This is a genomic window from Microcoleus sp. K4-B3, from assembly GCF_036704615.1.
GTDB lineage: Bacteria > Cyanobacteriota > Cyanobacteriia > Cyanobacteriales > Microcoleaceae > Microcoleus.
The window spans coordinates 65,869-89,360 of sequence record NZ_JAUBSF010000013.1 but is presented as its reverse complement, the minus strand read 5'-3'; the positions used below and the strand labels follow the sequence as shown (position 1 = coordinate 89,360).

Genomic DNA, 23,492 nt, shown 5'->3' with positions numbered 1-23,492 from the left:
CAACAATTCAAGACAAATGAGCAACCTTTCCCGAAGAAAATTCATCATCACCGCCGGAGCAACAGCAGCCGGCACCCTCCTAGCCCACGGTTGCAGTTCCGGTTCCACCACATCTAGCGCAACTCCCAGCGGCGCCACACCCAGCGCCACCCCAGCAGTCAACATCAACCCCGCCGACGCCCCAGAAGTTACCGCAGCCAAACTCGGATTCATCGCCCTCACCGACTCAGCACCCTTAATCATCGCCCAAGAAAAAGGGTTATTTGCCAAGTACGGCATGAAAGACGTACAAGTTACCAAACAAGCATCTTGGCCAGTTACTCGCGACAACTTAGAACTCGGTTCCGAAAAAGGTGGGATTGACGGCGCCCACATCTTATCCCCGATGCCTTACCAAATGACATTAGGCACTATTACCAAAGGCAATCAGCCAGTGCCGATGAACATTGTTGCCCGGTTAAATACTAACGGTCAAGCAATTTCCCTCAGCAAAAAATACCTAGATTTAAAAGTAGGTACTGACAGCAAACCTCTCAAAGAAGCCCTCGCCAATCAAAAAATTGCTATAACCTTTCCCGGCGGCACCCACGACTTGTGGATGCGCTACTGGCTAGCAGCCGGCGGTATTAATCCAGATACAGATGTTTCCGTGATTCCCATACCGCCGCCCCAAATGGTAGCGAACATGAAATCTGGCAGCATGGAAGCCTTTTGCGTAGGCGAACCTTGGAATGCTCAGCTAGTTACTCAAAAGGTAGGATACACCGCCTTAGTAACCGGAGAACTTTGGAAAGACCACCCAGAAAAAGCTTTCGCTTTAAGAGGAGATTGGGTTGAAAAAAACCCCAAAGCTGCAAAAGCAATAACAATGGCCGTACTGGAAGCCCAGCAGTGGTGCGACAAGGCAGAAAATCACGATGAGATGTGCCAAATCATCTCTCAAGATAAGTGGTTAAAAGTTCCAGTAGCAGATATTATCAGTCGCTCTAAGGGTAAAATTGACTACGGTACCGGCCGCATAGAAGCTGCCAGCCCAGTGGCGATGAAATTCTGGGCTGATAATGCTTCTTATCCCTACAAGAGCCATGATACTTGGTTCTTAACTGAAAATATTCGCTGGGGTTATATGCCGGCAACTACCGACATCAAAGCCACGGTTGATAAAGTTAACCGCGAAGATATTTGGAAAGCTGCTGCGACAGCACTTAGCGTTCCCGCCGCCCAAATTCCTGCTACCACTTCTCGCGGTGTTGAAACCTTCTTTGACGGCGTAAAGTTTGACCCAGAAAAACCACAAGAATATCTGAATGGTCTGGCAATCAAAAAAGCATAATTAGTTTGTTGAGTGTTGACACTTGAGTGTTGACACTTGACAAACGCCTAAAATTGACGGTGTTGGGCAGAGTGAAACGGAGGGCTCGTTCCAAGGGCTAAACCTGCTGAACTCTGTTCAAAGTATTTACAAATAATCGATTATTCACAATACTGCAAAAACAAAAATGGCAACAAACCTCGCTGTTACTAAAAGCAAAAATCCAGTAAATTTCGTTCTGGATCAGGTTCAAAAAAACCGCCGAAAAATCATCCGCCCGCTAGTTGCAATCGCAGTTCTACTGATAATATGGCAAATCCTCTGCCACGATGCCTCATCCACCTTGCCGGGGCCAATCAAAGCTGTCCAAGAAAGCTGGAATCTGATTATCAATCCTTTCTTCGACAATGGCGGTACAGACAAAGGCTTGTTCTGGCAAATTTTGGCTAGCTTGCAGCGGGTGGCGATCGGCTTTACTCTAGCAGCAGTTCTCGGCATCAGTTTGGGAATCCTCATCGGCACAAACTCCTTAATGTTCGATGCTTTAGACCCGCTGTTTCAAGTATTCAGAACTATCCCGCCCCTGGCTTGGCTGCCGATCGCCCTGGCAGTATTTCAACAGTTCAATCCCTTTGAAGGCATGGGGGTGAAAGCTAACGAAGTGTCAGCACTCTTCGTAATTTTAATTACAGCAATTTGGCCAATTTTAATTAATACCACAGTAGGCGTTCAACAAATACCCCAAGACTACAGAAACGTCGCCCGCGTCTTGCGCCTCCCCAACCAAAAATACTTCTGGAAAATCCTGCTTCCCTCTTCTGTTCCTTACATCTTCACAGGCTTGAGAATAGGCATCGGTTTGTCTTGGCTGGCGATCGTAGCTGCGGAAATGTTAGTCGGCGGCGTCGGCATCGGCTTCTTCATCTGGGACGCTTACAACAGTTCTAGACTTAGCGCAGTGATTCTAGCGGTGCTTTATGTAGGAATTGTCGGTTTGATTTTAGACAGAATTGTTGGTTTCATCGCTTCCAAAGTTGTTCCCGAAGAACAGAAATAGGATTTGGTTGAGAGTGACCTAAACAAGGTAAGGTGCGCAGTGCGCACCCTAAAGCCAACAAGGGAAGGTGCGGCCAGGCGCACCCTAAATTGATTTAATCTACAAATTACAAACTAACCTAAAATTACCATGTCAGTATTTGTTGAAGTAGACCACGTTGACCGCGTATTTAACTTACCAAATGGAGAGCAATACATCGCTCTTAAAAATATCGAACTGAAAATAAAAAAGGGAGAATTCATCACCTTAATCGGACACTCGGGCTGCGGCAAATCTACACTGCTAAATATCATCGCCGGCCTCGACAAAGCAAGTCAGGGCGGGATTACTTTAGAAGGGCGCGAAGTCCGCGATCCAGGCCCGGACAGAATGGTGGTGTTTCAAAATTACTCGCTGCTACCTTGGCTGACGGTGCGCGAAAATATCGCCCTAGCAGTAAATGAAATTTACAGCGGTAACTCGAAAGAAGATCGCGAGTTGGTGATCGAACACCACATTAAATTAGTCGGACTCGGACACGCCGCCGACAAACGCCCCAGCGAAATTTCTGGGGGGATGAAACAAAGAGTTGCGATCGCCCGCGCCCTGGCGATTCGCCCGAAATTGCTGCTGCTAGACGAACCTTTCGGAGCACTTGATGCTTTAACTCGCGGCGGTTTGCAAGAACAGTTGATGAAAATTTGCGAGGAAAGCAAAGTCACCAGCGTGATGGTAACTCACGACGTGGATGAGGCTTTATTACTGAGCGATCGCATTGTGATGCTCACCAACGGCCCGGAAGCGCAAATCGGGCAAATCCTCGAAGTGAATATTCCCCGCCCCCGCAAGCGCATGGAAGTTGTCAACCATCCGAGTTACTACGCGCTGCGTAACGAAATGGTTTACTTCCTCAACCAGCAAAAGCGGGTCAAACAGCGCCGGGCAAAACAACAACCGCCTGTCATCGCCCGCAACGGCTTGGAAAAAATCAACCTCGACATCGGCTTTATTCCCCTCACCGACTGCGCGCCCTTAGTAGTAGCCAAAGAAAAAGGATTTTTCCAAGCCCACGGCTTGGAAGAAGTTACTCTCAGCCGCGAACCTAGCTGGAAAGCGATCGCCAAAGGAGTCACCGAAGGACGGCTGGACGCGGCGCAAATGGTTGCAGGAATGCCGATCGCCATGCTGTTGGGGCTCGACGGTGAGGCCCCTGTGCCCGTCTGCAGCGCCCTCACGCTGTCTCGCAACGGCAATTCGATTGTTTTCAGCAAACACCTTTACCAACAAGGCATTCGGACATTAGAGGATTTCAAAGCTGCGATCGCCAAGACTCCGGATAAAGTTCACACCTTGGGCACGGTACACTCGGCCTCCATGCACAACCTGCTGTTCCGCTACTGGCTGGCCGCCGGCGGTATCGACCCCGACCTCGACGTGGGCTTGACCGTGATTCCGCCCCCGCAGATGGTAGCGAATTTAAAAGCAGGCAACATTGACGGCTACTGCTCGGGCGACCCCTGGAACTCCCACGCAGTCAACAGCGGTACGGGTTTTGTCATGGCCCGTTCCCTCGATATTCTGCCCGGACACATCGAAAAAGTTCTCGGTGTTACCGAAGATTGGGCTCAGAAATATCCTCAAACCCACCTCGCCCTCGTCAAAGCGCTTTTGGAAGCCTGCGACTACTGCGACGACCGCCGCAACCGCGAAGAAGTCCTAGAATTGATTAGCCAAGGACAATACATCGGTGCCGATCCGAAAGACATCCGTCCGGGGTTCCTCGACCCGTACAACTCCGGTACGGAGGCAGAACCTGAAATGCTCTACAACTTCAACCAGTTCTACGTTGACAAAACCAATTGTCCAGACCGCCTAGAAATGGTGTGGGTGATGGCGCAGATGGCTCGCTGGGGACTGATTCCGTTCCCGAAAAACTGGGTGGAAGTGGTCGATCGAGTTTTGCGGCCCGATGTTTTCGGTCAAGCAGTGCGCGAATTGGGTTTGCCGGATATCGCCAGAGATCGCCGGACGATCGAGCTATTTGACGGCACTGTATTTAATCTAGACGACCCGATCCAGTATCTTCAGAATGTCAAAATTAAGCGCGCCGTCCGCATAGAAGAAATTTTAATTGAACAAATAGGCAGTCAATGTTCCATCAAACTGCCAGCATAACCAGCAAATAGGAAGAGGGAATCATGAGCAAGAAATCAGGAAACAAGACTCCACATTTCCCACTTCCTAAATCCCTAATTTCAAATTCTCAATCCTAAGTTGTCATGTCTAATTCCCCAACCCAAAATCCCCCTCCTGAAAATATGCAAACTCTCAAAACCCCCCAAACAACCAAAATTCAAACGGACAAGCCAGACTTTCTTACTATTAAAGACGTATCGAAAGTCTACGAAACTCCTAAAGGCCCTTACGTCGTTCTCGACGGTGTAAACCTGACTATTAATGAAGGCGAATTTATTTGTTTGATCGGTCACTCTGGCTGCGGCAAATCAACTTTGCTGAATATGATCGCGGGATTCAACGGGCCGACAAACGGAGAAGTGGCCCTGCAAGGTTCGCAGATTACTGAACCAGGCCCCGATCGCATGGTGGTGTTTCAAAACTACTCGCTTTTGCCGTGGCTGACTGCTACTGAAAACATTCACCTCGGCGTTGAAAATGTTTTCCCGGAAAAGTCCGCAGACGAACACAATACGATCGTCAAGGAACACTTGGAATTAGTGGGGCTCACTGAAGCTTGTAACAAAAGACCGGGCCAATTGTCAGGGGGGATGAAACAAAGAGTTGCGATCGCCCGAGCTCTGGCAACTCAACCCAAACTGTTGATTTTAGACGAACCTTTCGGGGCTCTAGACCCAATTACGCGGGAAGAGTTGCAGGAAGAATTGCTGAAAATTTGGCGGCAGCACAAAATTACCGTCATTATGATTACTCACGATATTGATGAGGCTTTGTTTTTAGCCGATCGCATCGTGATGATGACCAACGGGCCTGCTGCTTCCATCGGCGAAGATATGCACATTCCGTTCAGCCGTCCCCGCAACCGGGCGCGGATTATGGAAGACCCGAAATACTACGAACTTCGCAACTTTGCTTTGGAGTTCCTATTTTCTCGCTACGCCCATCACGAAGGCGATGAAGCAACGGACTCGGAGACAGAAGCCGTCGCGCTACCGATGCCATTACCTGCTAGCAAAAAGCCTGCGCTTGCGGAGACTGCTAACAAGCCGATCGCACCTGCCCCCTTTGTGCCTCACGCTGCGGAAGCCCGAGAAGCCTCGCCGATCAAACGCGGCATCCTGGCTGTCTCGTGGTTGGTAGGAATGGCTACTTTAGCAGCAGTCAATATGTCTGGTGTTTCCAACCAGCTAAAGCAAGCGAAACTAACAGAAACTGCACCGCAAGCGGCGACTGCGGCGGCAGTTGTGAGTTCTCCCCCCAGCCCGCAAATCGCAGCAAGTTCGATCGCACCGAATGCTAGCCCTGCACCCATCGCTGCTGCCGCCAGCCCTGCACCCATCGCTGCTAGCCCTGCACCCATCGATGCTGCTAGCCCTGCACCCATCGATGCTGCTAGCCCTGCACCCATCGATGCTGCCAGTCCTGCACCCATCGATGCTGCCGCCGCGACGGCTGCCTCGATGGGTGCAGCAACCAGTGCCACATCAGAGATTTCTGACCAAGCCGAACTCGATGCGATCGGACAGCAGTTGTATGCACAAATCGACCAAAAGTGGAGAACAACTCCGACATTTACCGAAAGTTTGACTTATCGGGTCAAAGTAAAACAAAACGGCGATATCCTACAGTTCGATCCCACAAATAAAGCAGCTAAAGATTTCGTCAAAGAAACTCCTCTGCCAGTTTTGCAAACTCCTACAGGTGTCACAGCCGGCGCTGAAAAAACTGCTGAATTCCAAGTAACTTTTAGCCCTGCCAACGGTGGCGTATTAGAAGTTAAAACAGGGAAGTAGGGGATATAATACTCTCGCACTAAATCTATAATTGCTATCAACAACTAGGTCAAAAGTAGTATCTGCCCGCTGTTTGAATCCTGCAAAGATTCCTCCTAGCCCCCATCCTTGGGGTGACAAGATTTATGTCAGGAGTACCTCTATTTGAGAGGAATTTAGGAGCAGCGAGAAGCTGACTACAACCCAGATGGATCGCGAGTTTTAGTAAGAGAGCGGTTAATTTTAAATCAGGGTATTGTCCGTTGTTGTAAAGCATTTTTGCGGTAATTTAGTAATTATTGATACATTATTTGCAGGAGCCCTCAGTTCCGACTATAATGACGAATTACCAATTACCCATTAGCTTTCAAAAATTAGCATCTAAAATCACCAGATGGAAACTATAAAAACTCTTTGCCCATACTGCGGTGTAGGTTGCGGTCTAGAAGTTGTTCCTGACACAAAACAAAATTGGAAAGTCCGGGGCGATCGCAATCACCCATCGAGTCAGGGCATGGTTTGTATTAAGGGAGCAACTGTAGCAGAGTCGATTCGGAGCGATCGGCTACTTTATCCGATGATGCGAGATACTCTCGACCAACCCTTCCGCCGCGCTAGCTGGAACGAAGCTCTCGATGCAATTGTTAACCGCATCCAAACAATTCGCAGCACCAGCGGCCCCGATGCTTTGTGCGTTTACGGTTCGGGTCAATTCGTAACAGAAGATTATTATATTGCCCAGAAACTCATGAAAGGTTGTCTGGGTACAAATAATTTTGATGCGAATTCTCGCTTGTGTATGTCTTCAGCAGTTTCGGGATACGTTCAAAGTTTTGGTTCGGACGGGCCACCTTGCTGTTACGAGGATTTAGAATTAACAGATTGCGCTTTTATTATCGGCAGCAATACAGCGGAATGCCATCCGATTGTGTTCAACCGATTAGCAAAGTACCACAAAAAACATCCCAATGTCAAGATGATTGTGGTAGATCCGAGGCGGACTCCGACTGCTGAAGCGGCCGATTTGCACTTAGCAATTAAACCGGGTACGGATATAGATTTGCTTAACGGAATTGCATATTTGCTGTTGCGGAGGCAAGCAATAGATCCTGAGTTTATTCAAGAATGCACGGCGAATTTTTCAGCTTTTGCTGAGGTTATTAGCAGCTACACGCCAGAGTTTGTAGCCTCGCGCTGCGGCATTACTGTCAGCGAGTTAGAAACGGCGGCAAACTACTGGGAACAGTCGCAGCGGGTTTTGTCGCTGTGGTCGATGGGAATCAACCAGTCCTCCGAAGGCACGGCCAAGGTGCGATCGCTGATTAATTTGCACTTGATGACCGGTCAAATCGGCAAACCGGGATGCGGCCCGTTTTCCCTCACCGGCCAGCCAAACGCGATGGGAGGGCGGGAAGCCGGAGGACTGTCTCACTTATTGCCGGGATATCGGTTTGTGAAAAATGACGAACACAGAACCCAAGTTGAGGAGTTTTGGGGAATCGCACCGGGAAGCATTTCCCCGAATCCGGGCCGCACAGCTTGGGACATGATTGTGGGCTTGGAAACTGGCGATGTCGAGTTGCTGTGGATTGCAGCTACTAATCCGGTGGTGAGTATGCCGGATTTGGAACGCACTAAAGCCGCTTTGCTGCGATCGCCCTTTACTATTTATCAAGAAGCTTACTATCCCACTGAAACCTCGGCCTACGCTCACATCCTGCTGCCGGCAACGCAGTGGAGCGAAAAAACCGGAGTAATGACGAATTCCGAACGCCGCGTTACGTTTTGTCCCGGTTTCGACACTCCCTCCGGGGAAGCCCGCGATGACTGGAGCATTTTCGCCGAGGTGGGACGGCGGTTGGGTTTTGCCGAACACTTTGCTTTCGAGAACAGTGCGGAGGTTTTTAAAGAGTACGCGCAGTTGACGCGGGGTCAGCCTTGCGACATGACCGGCCTCAGCCACGAATACATCCGCCAAGAAGGGCCGCAGCAGTGGCCTTGCCGGGAAAACGAGCCTGTGCATCCAGCGAACGAAGCGAAACGGCTGTATACTGACAGGCGTTTTCACACTCCTGACGCGCGGGCAAGATTTTCCGCCTATCACTCCCGGGGACTGGCAGAACCTCCCGATCCGAATTATCCGTTTGTGTTGACGACAGGGAGACTTTACGGACACTGGCACACGATGACGCGGACGGGTAGAACAGAAAAAATTAATCAATTGCACCCCGATCCGTTTTTGGAAATTCACCCCCGCGATGCTGCCAAATTGCAGATTAAGGAGGGGGATTTGCTGGAAGTTCGATCGCGCCGCGGCAAGGCGCAGTTTCCGGCAAAAGTCACAAAGGCGATCGCCCCGGGTACGCTATTTGTACCGATGCACTGGGGTTCTCTGTGGGCCGAAGGTGCTGAAGCTAATGCCATGACTCATTCTGCAAGCTGTCCAGATTCCAAACAGCCCGAGTTAAAAGCTTGTGCGGTGCAGTTGGTGCTGGTTGGGGCAGAAACGGCAGCAGAAGTTGCAGCAGAAGTTGGGGAATTTAATTGGGCAAAATCGACCCTCGCCGTCACTTCTTGAGCTGCCCTCCAACTATGGGATGTTACAACTCACCGAATAACGAGGGGGAAGCCCGTGGCGATCGACATGGGGATGAACGCGGTTGACGTTCGGCGCTGAGTCGAGTCGCGCTGAGTCGAACGATTTGAGATTTACTCCACAGATGAATCTGGGAGCTTGAACAAGAGTCTAAAATTACGATCTCTCGACGACTCCTGTCGTTCGCAAGTATCCGTTTTTAGGGTAACAACCTCTCTCGATCGAGCAATTTTGAGCCCGGACGCACCCTACACATAAATCTCAAATCCTCAATCCCAAATCTAAAAGCTACAATCGTTATGCCATTACCCAGCCTACAAGCTGCGTTTCCCCGGCAGAGCCCGGGAACAAGGAAAATTAAATTTATTTATTCTAAGTTTTTCCTTCTTGATGGGGGGTTTTTCCTTCGGGAGAATATCTTCTGGCGAATGCCTTCTGCCTTCTTTTTAATTAATCGAGTCAGACAATTGCAGTTTGCACCTATAGGTGCTATGATGTTTTTACAAGGCTTTATTTTCGGCAGTACAGTTCGTTCGATCGGCGTTCCTCCGGATTTAAATCTCTACACCCTCTGATTCTGGAGAATGTTCAATGTCAATCTATGTCGGCAATTTATCCTACGAAGTAACGCAGGAGCACCTCAGCCAAACTTTTGGAGAGTACGGAACAGTAAAGCGCATTCAATTGCCTGCTGACCGCGAAACAGGCCGGATGCGTGGCTTCGCTTTCGTAGAAATGTCTACTGAAGCCGAAGAAACCGCAGCCATTGAGGCTCTTGACGGTGCTGAGTGGATGGGTCGCGACCTCAAGGTCAATAAGGCAAAACCCCGCGAAGAACGTGGTTCTTCTAACAGCGGTAACTGGGGCAACAACGATCGCGGTGGCAATTCTCGTCGCTACTAAACCACCCAAGCTAAATTTTTAGCTCGCTTGTGTTGTGCCGGAGCGATAGGAGAGTCAACAATAATTCTCTGTGAAAAATAGATAGTTAGTTGTGCGATCGCACCGCGCCTTAAAGTCCTCAAAATATTGCTAGACAATAGTTTGAGGCTTTTTTGTGGCAAAAATTATTAATCGGGAGTTCGATCGCGTGCGATCGATTCCTAGCTGACACGAAAAACTATAAAATATAACAGGCAGAGAGAGCTCCCTTCCCGATCGCCCGGGTGGTGCAGTGAAACCCCGCAATCACATAGTTTTGCGCTTGCAAAGTGTACCGAACAATGACAAAATCATCAAGAATGATGACTAAATCACTGGTATGCTGAAAAAAATATTTAGGCAAATTTCCAAGTTAAGCAATGATGAAAACTTTCTGCATTTTACAGAAAGTGTAGAAGTAATAATATCGAAAATTTTATCACTGGCGATGATTTTGGTAATTATCGTCAGCGTTTGCGATTTGCTGATTTTTTTAGCAAAAGAATTGGTAAACGACCAGCAGAATTTGTTAAAAGACACGTTGTTTGTGATATTTGGGTTATTTTTAAATGTTTTAATTGCTCTGGAAATCTTAGAAAATATTACAGCTTACCTGAAAAAGCACGTAATTCAAGTAGAGCTAGTTATTGTAACTTCTTTGATAGCAGTATCTCGAAAAATTATCATTCTTGACCTAGAAAAGAAAACAGCAGCCGACTTGATTGGTTTGGCGGTTGCAATTTTCGCGCTTTCCATCAGTTACTTGATAGTGCGGCACACAAATAAAGAACAAGATTAATATCGGGAATTGGGAATAGGAAATTTTTAATAACTAATATCATATCCGGTCGTTCGACCGGACATGATATTATTCCAATAAACCAGGAGGAGGCACAATTTCAATTCTGCCTTGTTCTAAATCAACTATTGGCACAATCTCTTCCACAAAAGGAATCAAAATTTTTGTTGATTTAGGCTCTTTAACGCGGGTTTTCCGTGGTTTGCGGGTATTTCTGGGGTCAGCGTTTGCTTTAGGAGTTTCAGGCTGTTTTGGCTTTTCTAATTCTGCGACGACGATTTCCGGCGGCGTTAGATTCGTTTCAACTTCTAAAAGGTCATTACCGGCGGGAATAATATCACTTACCTTGCCTAAGATTTCCCCGGTTAACTGGTTAATAACTTCCATACCGATCAAATCTTGGACGTAAAACTCATCAGATTCGAGGTAAGGTCGATCGGTCTTTTCAACAAACAACTTGCAGCCCCGCAGCGCCTCAGCACCATCGCGGTCTTCCACACCCTCTACCTCTACAGCATACAGCCCTTTACCCGGGATGTAGCGACCGCCCAAAAACTCGATCGGTTCCGGTTCACTTTTGTTAGGGCGCAAAATCCACCGCTTCCCCGGTTCGATAAACCTTTCCGGGAAATCCGAATCGGGATAGACTCGCACTTCCCCGTCCAAACCTTGAGCTGCTACAATTTTACCGATTTCTATCCACTCAGACATAGATTATATCACTCAAATTGCTACTAATTGATAATGGGAATTGGCAAGCGAGAATTGCTAATTGGTAATTGGTAACTAGGAATTGGTAACTAAGAATTATTCCCTCGAACCTCTTATTAACCTCCGTTAAATCCCTTAAAAAATTAAACAATCCGTTACCAAACCTCCCTCTTCCATCAACATCCATCCGGTACATCCGTTAAACAATCCGTTGCCGAACTTCCTTCTTTACACCAATCCAGTTCTCAGCGCTACAACTGCAGCTTGCACGCGGTCATCCACTGCCAACTTATTCATAATACCGCGAACGTGAGTTTTAATAGTATTTGGACTCAAGTAAAGCGCCGCTGCAATTTCGGGATTGCTGTTACCTTCCACCATTAATCTTAACACCTCCAATTCCCGCTGCGACAACTGACCAAAAGTAGTTGTAGAGGCAGGTATAGGGGGTTTGAGGTGTTCGATGACAGTCCGGGCAATTTGAGGGTCAAGATATGTCGCCCCCTCTGCTGCGGCTGCAATCGCTGCTAACAGCCTGTCTACGGAAGCACCTTTAATGCAATAAGCATCAGCACCACTAGAAAGAGCAGCAATAATTTCAGTTTCTGCCGTGTGAGAAGTTAACATTACTACTCGAACTTCTGGCAGTTGTGCTTTAATTTGCTGCGTCGCTGCTATGCCGTCCAGCCGAGGCAAACCGATATCCATTACAATAATATCAGGTTTGAGTTTCAGTGCGGCTGCTACGCCTAAATAACCGTCTTCTGCCTGTCCTACTATTTCTATTTCTGGGGAATCGGCTAAAACTTGCTCTAATCCCAGTTGCATCATCGGGTCATCTTCAACAATTAAAATTTTCATAATACGAAGGAAGAAGGAAGAAGGAAGAAGGAAGAAGGAAGATTAGTTAGTTGTTAATATTTTACATGAAATTATACCGAACCAATAACAAATAACCAATAACAACTAACTAATGACTAACTTTTAAAACTTCAACGAATTCGCCGGGCCAAATCCAGGTTTCCGATGCGGGCAAAACTGCTAAACCACTCGTATTTGCCAGGTTAATTAAATTCGCTGAATTTTGGCTGCCGCTAGCAGGTTGAAATTCCCAGACTCCGGCAACTAAATGTAGTTTACCCCAAACATAAGTTTCGCGCCGACCGTGCGATCGCAATTCAGCCTGACACCGAACCCGGACAAACTCCGGCCCCCAAGCATCCGGGGCAAGCCCAGAAATTTTTCTCAAAGCAGGCACAACAAACCGCCAACAGCAGACTAAAGCCGAAACAGGATTTCCCGGCAAACCAAAATAGAGACAATCCGAACTCGAACTCGGCGAATCATCATTTTTTTCACCTCGTTTAAATGCAGCAACAGTTAAAGGTTTCCCCGGCTTAATCGCCACAGAACTAATGTGAACTTTTCCTCCCAAATCCCCCAATATTTTCTCAATATAATCGTAGTCTCCTACCGAGACGCCGCCCGTAGAAAGAACCACATCTGCTGTCGCAACAGCGCGGGATATCGCCTTGTTTAACGCATCTTCATTATCAGGAACAATCCCCAATCGAATCGGCTCAAATCCCATTTGTGCCAACAAAACTGTCAAAGCATACTGATTCGAGTCTACCAGTTTCCCCGGTGCCAAAGGTTCGTCAGGCGATACCAATTCGTCACCAGTAGAAAAAATTGCCACCCGCAGCCGCCGATAAACGGGAACTTGAATGCACTGTGCAGTTGCTAACACCGCCATTTCTGGGGCGTTGATAACTGTACCGGGAGTTAGCAAAGTTGTTCCTGCTTGATAAAAAGCGCCTTTGTGCCTGACAAATGCTTGCGGTTTTTCAGGAGAAACTAAGATAAAAATACGATCGCCCTCTCGCCGCGTATCCTCCTGCATTACCACCGTATCAGCACCCGCTGGCATCACAGCGCCTGTAAAAATTCGCGCCGCTTGCCCCGATTGTACAGTATGTTGAGGCTGATATCCCGCTGGAATGTCTTCAACTATATCAAGTGCGATCGGTTTTTCGGCGCTGCAATTTTCCACATCAGCAAACCGCACCGCGTACCCATCCATTGCTGAATTATCCCAATAAGGAAAATCGAGGGAACCCGTGACGGGTGCAGCCAAAATGCGCCCCGATGCTGCCAGCAAGTCTACAGTTTCTACATCCCGCTGACTGTCTAGGGGTTGTGCCAAATTTAGAACGATCGATTCTGCTTCTTTCACTGACAGCATGACTGTCTCCTTGTATTGATAACACTCCTGATTAACTTTAGCAAAATCTCCATAGACATTGGTGATATAATTTTTTTTTCGGCAGTAAGTCTGATTTTTGCGATGAATTGCTTATGACTATTTCTCGTTTTGTTGTTCGACTAAATTGTTTATCCTTATTCCTAGTGGCGCTGCTGATACTTTTCACTCAACTTTCCGGCTTAAAAGTCAGCGATTTATTCTTTCACCCTTATTTTTCCCCCAATCCCACTGTCGCCTTGTTAACTAGAACATTCCAGATTTTATGTTCTGTACCACTCATTGTTTGTACTTTTACCTATAAATTAGCTCAAAGTATTCAACCGCGCACTTCAGAAAATAGATTTATTCTCTTTTCGGCTTTGTTAACAGGTGGATTTTTACTAAATGAAATTTACAGAATTCATATATATATGGTAGCAGTGGGAATTCCCAAGCTAGGAGTAAGTCTTTTGTACGCCGTTGTTTTGTCCTCCTACGGATGGTTTTTTCGGCGAGAACTACAGTGTACTCCCTACCAAATATTGTTAGCTGGTTTGGGCTTGTTGTTTTTTGCGATCGGCGTGGATTCCCTGCATTTAAAAAGCAATATAATTTCCAGCTTGCTGGAAGGAGTACCTAAATTGTTTAGCGAAATCAACATTGCGTTTTATTATTGGTATGTCTGTAAGTGTTTTCTCCAAAAAGTTTTTTATCAAACTATTAATAGCTAGTTATAAGTAGGTGATATAATGAGCAAAGTGCATAAAAAATATTCCTAAAGTCCTCCTTCCCACATCAATAATATTTACAGCATCTGCATCGTTCGGCATTGATCCGCATTCATATACATTATCTGGCTTAAAAATCCCCAGGCATCCTGATAAAATACCATGATAGCAGTTACCATCAACTTCAACTCGATCGCTCAAATAACCGACGACCAATTTTATCAACTGTGCCGCCAAAACCCCGATGTCAAATTTGAACGCAATGCCAAAGGAGAAATAATCGTCATGTCACCCACAGGAGGAGAAACCGGAAGTTATAACTCAGAAATTAATGCTGATTTTGTGATTTGGAACAGACAAAGTAAACTTGGAATTTGTTTCGATTCTTCAACTTGCTTCCAACTGCCCAGCGGTGCCAATCGTTCTCCCGATGTCTCTTGGATTGAAAAATCAAGATGGGAGGCACTAACTCCCGAACAAAAACAAAAATTTCCACCGATTGCCCCGGATTTTGTCTTAGAGTTAATGTCGCCCACCGATAGCCTAAAAGACACTCAAGACAAAATGGAAGAATACATGAATAACCAAGTAAAACTAGGCTGGTTAATCAACCGCAAAACCCGGAGAGTCGAAATCTATCGCCAAGGACAAGAGAAAGAAGTTTTGGAAAGTCCAACAGAACTGTCAGGAGAAGATATTTTGCCCGGTTTCGTGCTAAGCTTGAAAACACTGTGGCAATAACTAGACATTTTTCATCTATCAGCGTTTATTTGCGTTCATCTGCGGTTAAAAAAATCTTATGGAAACCAATACAGAAACAACATCCCTAACATCCGATTTAGCAGGCTGCTGCCACCATATTAACCAACAGATAATACCATGATAGCAGTTACTATCAACTTCAACTCCATAATTAAAATAACCGACGACCAATTTTATCAACTGTGCCGCGAAAACCCCGATGTCAAATTTGAACGCAACGCCCACGGAGAAATAATCGTTATGTCACCCACAGGAGGAGAAACCGGAAATTATAATTTTGAAATAGCTACTGATTTTGGAATTTGGAACAGACAAAGTAAACTGGGGATTTGTTTCGATTCTTCAACTTGCTTCCAACTGCCCAGCGGTGCCAATCGTTCTCCCGATGTCTCTTGGATTGAAAAATCAAGATGGGAGGCACTAACTCCCGAACAAAAACAAAAATTTCCACCGATTGCCCCGGATTTTGTCTTAGAGTTAATGTCGCCCACCGATAGCCTAAAAGACACTCAAGACAAAATGGAAGAATACATGAATAACCAAGTAAAACTAGGCTGGTTAATCAACCGCAAAACCCGGAGAGTCGAAATCTATCGCCAAGGACAAGAGAAAGAAGTTTTGGAAAGTCCAACAGAACTGTCAGGAGAAGATATTTTGCCCGGTTTCGTGCTAAGCTTGAAAACACTGTGGCAATAACTAGACATCTTTCATCTATCAGCGTTTATTTGCGTTCATCTGCGGTTAAAAAAATCTTATGGAAACCAATACAGAAACCACTGAAACTACTGGCTTAACAGCGGAACAACACAAACAGAAAATGCAGCGCCGCCAAGAAGTGCAATCACAGCGAATCGCTAACTCCTCAAAAGAAAAAGGTTTAATTATAGTCAATACCGGTAACGGCAAAGGCAAAACTACAGCCGCTTTGGGAATGGTTGTGCGATCGCTCGGTCACGGATACCGCGTCGCCATAGTACAATTTATCAAAGGCGCCTGGGAACCCGCAGAAAAAGCCGTTTTTCAAATATGGGAAAATCAGCTCGAATTTCATGCAATGGGAGAAGGTTTTACCTGGGACACGCAAGACCGCGATCGAGATATCGAAACAGCTCAAAAAGCCTGGGAAAAATCCCTAACTTTTATCTGCAATCCCGAATTTAAATTAGTTCTTCTAGATGAAGTCAACATAGCATTAAAACTAGGTTATTTGCAAGTAGAGCAAGTAATCTCCGGGTTAGAAAAAAAACCAGAACAAACCCACATTATTTTAACAGGCAGAGGCGCGCCGGATGCACTAATTGAACGAGCCGATTTGGTGACAGAAATGACATTAGTTAAGCATCCATTCCGAGAACAAGGCATTAAAGCTCAACCAGGTATTGAGTATTAATGTTGTTTGTAGTCAAGACTTTTTCCCCAATCTCAAATTAAAAATGGATCTATGCTGGCAACGTTAAAGTAAAAGTTGACCCCTTGCCAAACTCGCTATTCACCGTAATTTCTCCCCCCAGCATCTGAGAGTATTTCTGCGCTATTGCCAAACCCAAACCCGTACCTCCGTACTTGCGGGTAGTAGAAGCATCAGCTTGCGTAAAAGGTTGAAATAACTTTTCTAGCTGTTCAGGAGTAATCCCAATCCCTGTATCAGTACACTTAAAAATTAACCTTTCAGAATCCCAATCATTCTCGTCATTTTTAATTCTTTCAACGCTGAGTTTAATTGTCCCTTTATGAGTAAACTTAGCTGCGTTGCTCAGTAAATTAAACAAAATTTGAGTCAACTTAATTTGATCTGAATGCAATTCGCCAATATTATTAGGGCAGTCAACATTTAGGCGATTGGCGTTTCGCAAAAATAGCGGTTCAACAGTTCTCGCTACATCTTGAACTGCCTCCGACACGTCAAAAGTCTCTAATTCAAGTTCCGCGTGACCGGCTTCAATCTTCGACAAGTCCAGAATATCATTAATTAATGTTAGTAAAAGCTGGCCTGCATTGTGAATTCTCTCCAAATCCGACACAAAATCTTCTTCGCCCAAATCAAAAGCCTCTTCTTGCAAAATCTCGCTGTAACCGATAATTGCATTCAGAGGAGTTCGCAGTTCGTGGCTCATGTTAGCCAAAAACTGACTTTTAGCCAAACTAGCTGCTTCTGCGGCTTCCTTTGCCTTGTAGAGTTCTACCTCGGCTTGCAAGCGGTCGGTCACGTCGTGAGCCAGCACTAATTCTGCATTTCTGCTATCAAAGATCAGGGCATAAGAAGTAATTTCTACATCAATAATTGTTCCGTTTTTTTTCTTGTGCTGCCACACACCGGCAAAATCAATACCGGCATCTACTTGGGATATATTTTTTAGCAATTTCGGCAACTCTTGGGGGGGACGAATGTCCGCAACGGTCATGTTGAGAAATTCGTCGCGACTGTAGCCGTAGTGGTGGATAGCAGCCTGATTGACGGCTATAAATTCTAGAGTTTCTAAATCGTAAACCCACATTGGATGGGGGTTATTTTTAAACAAAAGTCTGTAGCGTTCTTCCGAGCCTCGCAGTTCAGCTTCGACTTGCTTGCGCTCGGTAATGTCGCGGACAACAGTGCAAATAATCTCGCGGCCGCCGTAGGAAATCACGCTCCCGCTCACTTCTACATCCACGCAGGAACCGTCTCGGCGGCGGTAGAGAACTTCGCCAATTCTGAATTGTTTGTCCGTCAACAGCAACTCGATATTGTTGTCAATTAGGTCTTTAGAGTAAGCGATGATATCGTAAATAGTCAGTTGCTTCATCGCCTCAAGACTGTAATCGAGCAAGTTTCTAAACGCTGTATTAGCTTCCAAAAGGCGTTTGGTTTGAGCGTCCCACAGGAAAATGCAATCTGTAGCTTGCTCGACTACGGCTTGGTAGCGGGCTTTTTCCTCAAGTTGTTCGCTGTCGGCTTGGGCGATCGCACTCAACATTCCGTTGATAGTATGGGCAAGGTCGGACAACTCATCTTCGCCCGTCACCGGTAGTCGCACCGAGAGGTCTTGGCTGCTACTGACGCGCTTCACTGCTTTCGCCAAACCGCTCAAACGAGACAACACCAGACGCTCTAGCAGTAGCAGAGTACAGCCGACCAACCCAACTCCCGCTAACGCTACAGACCCCAGCAGGTACAGCAAACTAATTTGACCTTGCCGATATATTTCTCTGGGAATATCCACCCGCAATAGCAGCGCAGGTTGGTTGTAAATATCGCGGATCAAAGCGTAACCTGCGATCGACTCTTCGCTTAAAGGACGCACCAAAATCGATTTTTTTCCCGACAGTTTCTCCCGCACTTGGTGAAAGTCAGCAGGCAAATGAGGCTCATTAACGCTGTGTACGATCAGTGGCAAGCGAGTAATTTTAGAAAGCTTCGCAATACCAGCAGCATCCAAATTGCGCCCGAATATCAGCGTACCTCGGATCGGGCCGGTGCTTTTAGTCGTGAGAATTGGTCGGGAAGTAATCAGTATCGGCCCTGACGGTAGCAGCAGGATACCAGCAAGGCTGCTTTTGGCGTTGGGGTGCTTCAACAACAGCGGGTCACTGAGAGAAATGCGCCGTTTTAATGCTTCTGGAACAGGCGTTAGTTTCAGCTTTTCGCTGTCTAAACCCGTACCGTAAACTATTTTGCCAGAAGTATTGACAAATACGGCTATATTAACTCTTATATTAGCCAGCCCTTCTGGAATTAAATTGGAGGCAATGAATTCTGAGTTGCGGTTTTGCATGAAAGCGTAGGTGTCATCCCAGGACGACCAGTCGGCAAAGCGCGAGTTGAAGTCGTCGGCAGTTTGCCCGAACACGCTGAGCACTCCCCTGACAACCTGTGTGGCTTCTTGTTCCTCTGCTTTGACCAGGCTGCCCAAGAGGATGCTTGATGAGGCGACATACAGAATGCCAGTCAGTCCAGCGATGGTAATGCCAACTATCGATAGTGTTTTCCGACGCAGTTTCATCTTGCCGTGTGTGTGGTGTCCGTCCGAAATTGTCAACTCAGGAGCAATTTTACTGATGTTTTCTGAGTCCTGACTGCTGCGGCGGGGCCTGTCTGCTACTTTTCCCACACCTGCTGTTTGTGAGCTGCCTTGCAAATACCCAAGATGCGCCGATCGTTGTCGCTGATGGTGGAAATTGGGTAATACTGTTGCAGGTTTACGGAGTAAGGAGAGCGACTGCCGTCGTAACTGTCCACTACTGTTAAATTTAACTGAGTTCGCTCGCTTGTGCCGTAAAAACAGTAAAAAGCAGACCGAGGCAGGTAAAAAGCGCCGACTACCTTACTCTGCCGCATTTCAAATACAAAATATTCTTGTTTAATTTCATCTGGCTTGCTCGACTGGCCGTAGAGGTAAATGCCCTCTGCTAAACCTGTGCTAGCCGAATCGGGCGCAGGATTGGGGGGAGATTGCGACCTGAAAACGCCGGATTTGATGTCCGAGTTCCCAACCAGGCGTGCGGGGAATGCGATGCTGAAATTACCGGGCGAGAGAGCAAGCACGATCGCGATCGCTTGTAAACTTCCTGTCAAGATCAAATAAGTCAAAACCACTCCAGACCCCAAAATTTAAAATAGCTGCCTCGAAGCACCTCTTGTACCAGTTTCAAAAAGCTCGTAGAGAAACCGGGTATCTCGCTTAACGCTGGCTATTAACTTGAATGAACGATCGCCCGCCCGGTTCCTGAACTTAATTCTAAGATTAGTTTTGACAAATTTTGCGCCCGCCCCGATCGCGCGCTCGACCCATCAAATAATACTATTTTAGATTTTAAATTTTAGATTAAAGAATTGAAGAATTTGGTGTGACCTATTCCATAAGGGTTTGGAGTACGGGTCTACAGTTGCATTCTTTTTTTAAACTGGTATAAACTCACATCTTGCACCATTGTTAATAAGCCTTGCACCGCCGGGTTCTGGGGCGCACCCCACTAGAAAATTTACTCTTTGTGAAACAGGCCGTCGGGCTTTTTAAGCGAGAATTGTGCAAGTTGTGAGTATAAAAGTATTTTTCCCAGCCGCGCCAACACATAAAAAAAGTTGAGATTGTGGGCAAAAATCTCAACTTTTTTAGTGACTAACTAGCCAAGTATTCTCGGACTTGAGATTGGCGACGCCGCAAGTGGGCGAGGGCTTGATGTTCTAGCTGCCGCACCCGTTCCCGGCTGAGATTTAACCGTTCTCCGACTTTCGCCAGAGACATTTCTGTGCCGTCTTCCAAACCGAAGCGCAGAATTATCACATCTCGCTGCTGGGGGGTAAGTTCTGATATCAAAGTATCGAGGTCTTGCCGCAGCAATTCCGAGGTAATGTAGTTGTCTGGAGATGCCGTTTCGTCTTCTAAGAGTTCTTGCAGTTCGGTATCTTGATTATCTCCTACCCGCAAGTCCAAAGAAACTGGATGTCTTGCCATCAGCAGGTATTCCCGAATTTGGGAAGGGTGCAGTTCCAAGGCGGCGGCAATTTCCGCAGGGGAGGGAGACCGGCCCAACTGCTGGGTGAGTTCCCGCTGTACCTTTTTGATTTTGTTGAGTTTTTCGGTGATGTGAATTGGCAATCGAATTGTGCGGGCGTGTTGGGCGATCGCGCGGGTAATTGCTTGCCGAATCCACCAGTAGGCATAGGTAGAAAATTTGTATCCCCGCATCGGGTCAAATTTTTCAACTCCTCGTTCTAAACCGAGGGTGCCTTCTTGAATTAAATCCAAGAATTCCATATTGCGTTTCTGGTATTTTTTGGCGATCGCCACTACTAGCCGCAAATTCGCTTCAATCATCTTTTGCTTGGCGCGCCGGCCTAACTGCAATATCCGGTTCAGTTCAGCTTCGGTCAACTCCATTTCGGCAGCCCACTCTTGATTCGTCAGATCCCGCTGCCATTCTTTAGCAAGTGCTTGTTTTGCTTCGATTAATTTCATCATTTGCTGCACCTGCTTCCCGAAAACAATTTCTTCTTCTCGGGTTAGCAGGGGTACGCGACCGATCTCGTGCAGATAGGTACGAACCGTATCCGTTGAGGAGTATGGCCGGCTGCCCATGCGATCGGCTTTCACTGTTTTGTTTTTGGGGGTTGTGGTGGACATGGGTGAGTATTGCACTCCTTGTAACAACAGATAAAAAGTTGGTGATACCCTGTCCCACTTTTGCAAGTGGGATAAAGACTGCGACAGGGGGGATGTTTCCCCTCCTGTTTATCGGTGACGATCGGTAGAAGCTTTTTGTTTGGGATTACTTTTGTGCTGGATTTTCCAGTAATCCCCGTCGATTTTCGGTAGCTCGCTAGCTTTAACGGCTAGTTCAAGGCGAAGTGGAGCAAGAGTTTAGTTTTCTCAATATTATTCCCAATTTTGAGGATCGTAAAGGGTAAAAACCTCTGTCTTAAGGTCAAGATTCTACATTTTTCCTTAAGGTTTTGAATTCCCTGCTAGTTTTAACTGCAACTCAACTTCACAATACTCATGCAAACAGACTCATGCAAACAGACTCATGCAAATCGAGGGCTTTGTTTTGCTCTCTGTTCCATCATCGCTTGAAATTTTCTCGCTGCCTAGATGCTGCGATGCGAGATAACCGAACTCGATCGCCGTATTAGCTACGACTTACGCTTTAAAATATATATTGACATTTTTCTTAGAATATGCTATTGCAACTCGGCTGTGAGTAAGTAAAGGTGTATAAAGGCTGGCTGTTGGGCTGTTTAAGTTGAATTGTGCCGCGATGCTCAACCAGATTTAAGCTTAGGCAAATTTTTTGAAGGTAGGGATGAGGGGTGAGGGGGTGAAAGGGGAAAAGCTTCTGGCTGAAAGCTGGGGGCGAATTTTTTTTGACGTTCGATCGTAATTTCTAATTAAAGAGATTTTAAGGGCGATCGCACTTTGTAGCTCATCTAATTCTCAAGGCTAGATTAAACCCGCAACAAAAACGACTACTCTATATTAAAATTAGCACAAAAGCTCGATCGGGTGCAGCAATGAAAGCTAAAAATTTCCCACAATTAGCATTACTATCGCTGGCGTGTGTCGCCTGTGTGCAAAACCCATTGGCACAAGCACCCGCCGCGTCGCCCGCACCCAATACCTCAACTCCTACGCCAATTCAAACTCCATCCATTTCACATCCTGCTCCAACACCAATAGCACAAGAACCCGCCGCATCGCCCGCACCCAATAATCCAACTCCTACGCCAATTCAGACTCCACCGATTTCACCGCCTACTCAAACACCAACAGCACAAAAAACTCAAATTTCCACACCAATTCCGACTCAAACGAGTTTAGAGGTTGCCCAAAAACCTACAAATTCCCTGCCACCTGCACAAACTTACGACCTGCGCGTTATCAATAGACTACTATGGCGACGGCTGACAAAAATTACCTTTGGTGAAGATAGCATTATAGTGACTATGGTGATTACAAATGGTAGCAAGGAAGTTGTAATGCTTAATGGTAAAGATGGTATGTATCTCTACGACAACTATAACCAACGATATAATTTGTTACCTCCCTCCAATAATACCCAAATTATGATTAAACCAGGCACTACGCTCAAAGGGCAGTTTGTATTCGTAGGTTGGTTACAACCGGAAGCAAATCATTTGCGGATATATTCCACTATAAATTATGAGGGTAACTCTATTCCCCTATTCGACAATATTCCAATTAACAGGTAATTGAGAAATGACAAAGCTAATTAGACTAATTAATACTACGATAATCTCATCATTGCTTTTCGCGACCTCATCCTCTCAGTTGGCTGCCAGTAAATCCGCAAAAGTCGATACGGTTGAATCAGAATCAACAGCAGTTACAACCTTAGAAGTAATACCAATTACTCCTACTACAGTAAAAGTTGAAATTATTGCTCATACCACAGTAAAAGTTGAGAATATCAGCGCGAATCAGAATCAGACTGCCACAGAGGATCAGCTACCAACTCAAATAACAACCGAGACTGTCAAAAAGATTGAAACAGAGTTGAACGCCGAAAAAGTACCGGAAGGCATCAGAATTAATGTGCCAGAAACTATTTTATTTGATTTTGACAAATATAACGTCCGCGCCCAAGCTAAACCCACTCTCATCAAGATAAATCTGCTGCTGAGACATTACAAAAACGCCCAAATATTCATCAACGGACACACCGACAACCACGGGGAAGATTCCTATAATCTCGAACTTTCCCAGAAGCGAGCCGCAGCGGTAAAATATTATTTTATCAACGTTTTCCAGGTGCAGAATACCCGAATGCAAACCAAAGGTTACGGCAAAACTAAACCGATTTCTCCTAATAATAATTTAGACGGCTCAGACAACCCGGTGGGGAGGGAGAAAAACCGCCGCGTTGAATTAATTATTAAAACATAGGAATTAGATTTTTTTACCGCTGATGCACGCAGG

General features: G+C 46.3%; 19 protein-coding genes and 1 pseudogene. 14 read left to right on the top strand and 6 right to left on the bottom strand.

Going from position 1 to position 23,492, the window contains the following annotated elements; genetic code table 11:
- Positions 1 to 16: 16 nt before the first annotated feature.
- The 8 genes and pseudogenes from QUA78_RS09075 (at position 17) to QUA78_RS09040 (ending at position 10,632) form a co-directional block, all read left to right on the top strand.
- Entirely contained in the window at positions 17 to 1,333 is a 1,317-nt protein-coding gene (locus QUA78_RS09075; RefSeq protein ID WP_333302288.1) for a CmpA/NrtA family ABC transporter substrate-binding protein, read from the top strand.
- Positions 1,334 to 1,499: 166 nt separating this feature from the next.
- The gene (gene ntrB / locus QUA78_RS09070; protein ID WP_333302289.1) at positions 1,500 to 2,369 is read left to right on the top strand and encodes a nitrate ABC transporter permease; all 870 of its coding nucleotides are present in this window, start codon (positions 1,500 to 1,502) and stop codon (positions 2,367 to 2,369) included.
- Positions 2,370 to 2,498: 129 nt separating this feature from the next.
- Positions 2,499 to 4,523 (top strand): nitrate ABC transporter ATP-binding protein, encoded by a 2,025-nt coding sequence (locus QUA78_RS09065; protein ID WP_333302290.1) that lies wholly within the window; start codon positions 2,499 to 2,501, stop codon positions 4,521 to 4,523.
- 143 nt (positions 4,524 to 4,666) lie between these two features.
- Positions 4,667 to 5,494 (top strand): annotated as a pseudogene (locus QUA78_RS32810) (ABC transporter ATP-binding protein); the annotation flags it as partial.
- 1,216 nt (positions 5,495 to 6,710) lie between these two features.
- Complete coding sequence (locus QUA78_RS09055; RefSeq protein WP_333302292.1) at positions 6,711 to 8,894, top strand: nitrate reductase; 2,184 nt, start codon at positions 6,711 to 6,713, stop codon at positions 8,892 to 8,894.
- 446 nt (positions 8,895 to 9,340) lie between these two features.
- Complete coding sequence (locus tag QUA78_RS09050; protein WP_333302293.1) at positions 9,341 to 9,487, top strand: hypothetical protein; 147 nt, start codon at positions 9,341 to 9,343, stop codon at positions 9,485 to 9,487.
- 16 nt (positions 9,488 to 9,503) lie between these two features.
- Positions 9,504 to 9,815, top strand: a complete 312-nt coding sequence (locus tag QUA78_RS09045; RefSeq protein ID WP_172190665.1) for an RNA recognition motif domain-containing protein — start codon at positions 9,504 to 9,506, stop codon at positions 9,813 to 9,815.
- A 358-nt stretch (positions 9,816 to 10,173) separates the two neighbouring features.
- Positions 10,174 to 10,632, top strand: a complete 459-nt coding sequence (locus tag QUA78_RS09040; RefSeq protein ID WP_333302294.1) for a phosphate-starvation-inducible PsiE family protein — start codon at positions 10,174 to 10,176, stop codon at positions 10,630 to 10,632.
- A gap of 69 nt (positions 10,633 to 10,701) precedes the next feature.
- Here the strand turns inward: QUA78_RS09040 and rimM are convergent, their stop codons facing one another.
- The 3 genes from rimM to QUA78_RS09025 all read right to left on the bottom strand — a co-directional run bounded on the left by rimM (position 10,702) and on the right by QUA78_RS09025 (position 13,588).
- Positions 10,702 to 11,343, bottom strand: a complete 642-nt coding sequence (gene rimM, locus QUA78_RS09035) for a ribosome maturation factor RimM (protein WP_333302295.1) — start codon at positions 11,341 to 11,343, stop codon at positions 10,702 to 10,704.
- A gap of 228 nt (positions 11,344 to 11,571) precedes the next feature.
- Complete coding sequence (locus QUA78_RS09030) at positions 11,572 to 12,204, bottom strand: response regulator transcription factor (protein WP_333129729.1); 633 nt, start codon at positions 12,202 to 12,204, stop codon at positions 11,572 to 11,574.
- 109 nt (positions 12,205 to 12,313) lie between these two features.
- Complete coding sequence (locus QUA78_RS09025) at positions 12,314 to 13,588, bottom strand: molybdopterin-binding protein (protein ID WP_333302296.1); 1,275 nt, start codon at positions 13,586 to 13,588, stop codon at positions 12,314 to 12,316.
- A 113-nt stretch (positions 13,589 to 13,701) separates the two neighbouring features.
- Between QUA78_RS09025 and QUA78_RS09020 the strand changes: the two genes are divergently transcribed.
- The 4 genes from QUA78_RS09020 to cobO all read left to right on the top strand — a co-directional run bounded on the left by QUA78_RS09020 (position 13,702) and on the right by cobO (position 16,468).
- Positions 13,702 to 14,319, top strand: a complete 618-nt coding sequence (locus QUA78_RS09020; RefSeq protein WP_333302297.1) for a hypothetical protein — start codon at positions 13,702 to 13,704, stop codon at positions 14,317 to 14,319.
- 159 nt (positions 14,320 to 14,478) lie between these two features.
- A complete protein-coding gene (locus tag QUA78_RS09015; RefSeq protein ID WP_333302298.1) occupies positions 14,479 to 15,057 on the top strand; it encodes a Uma2 family endonuclease in 579 nt (192 codons plus the stop codon).
- Between the two features lie 138 nt (positions 15,058 to 15,195).
- Positions 15,196 to 15,774, top strand: a complete 579-nt coding sequence (locus QUA78_RS09010; protein ID WP_333302299.1) for a Uma2 family endonuclease — start codon at positions 15,196 to 15,198, stop codon at positions 15,772 to 15,774.
- A gap of 58 nt (positions 15,775 to 15,832) precedes the next feature.
- A complete protein-coding gene (gene cobO / locus QUA78_RS09005) occupies positions 15,833 to 16,468 on the top strand; it encodes a cob(I)yrinic acid a,c-diamide adenosyltransferase (RefSeq protein ID WP_333302300.1) in 636 nt (211 codons plus the stop codon).
- A 49-nt stretch (positions 16,469 to 16,517) separates the two neighbouring features.
- On the opposite strand, the gene QUA78_RS09000 is transcribed toward cobO, so the two are convergent.
- The 3 genes from QUA78_RS09000 to QUA78_RS08990 form a co-directional block, all read right to left on the bottom strand.
- Positions 16,518 to 19,193: a CHASE4 domain-containing protein gene (locus tag QUA78_RS09000; protein ID WP_333302301.1), complete on the bottom strand. Its 2,676-nt coding sequence runs from the start codon at positions 19,191 to 19,193 to the stop codon at positions 16,518 to 16,520.
- Positions 19,154 to 19,651, bottom strand: coding sequence for a hypothetical protein (locus QUA78_RS08995; RefSeq protein WP_333302302.1), 498 nt, complete (start codon positions 19,649 to 19,651; stop codon positions 19,154 to 19,156). The genes QUA78_RS09000 and QUA78_RS08995 overlap by 40 nt, the downstream gene beginning before the upstream one ends.
- A 523-nt stretch (positions 19,652 to 20,174) precedes the next feature.
- A complete protein-coding gene (locus tag QUA78_RS08990; protein ID WP_172190656.1) occupies positions 20,175 to 21,179 on the bottom strand; it encodes an RNA polymerase sigma factor, RpoD/SigA family in 1,005 nt (334 codons plus the stop codon).
- Between the two features lie 887 nt (positions 21,180 to 22,066).
- Here QUA78_RS08990 and QUA78_RS08985 point away from each other — a divergent pair.
- Both QUA78_RS08985 and QUA78_RS08980 read left to right on the top strand, forming a co-directional pair.
- Positions 22,067 to 22,765, top strand: coding sequence for a hypothetical protein (locus QUA78_RS08985; protein ID WP_333300471.1), 699 nt, complete (start codon positions 22,067 to 22,069; stop codon positions 22,763 to 22,765).
- A 7-nt stretch (positions 22,766 to 22,772) separates the two neighbouring features.
- The gene (locus QUA78_RS08980; protein ID WP_333300470.1) at positions 22,773 to 23,459 is read left to right on the top strand and encodes an OmpA family protein; all 687 of its coding nucleotides are present in this window, start codon (positions 22,773 to 22,775) and stop codon (positions 23,457 to 23,459) included.
- Positions 23,460 to 23,492: the final 33 nt, after the last annotated feature.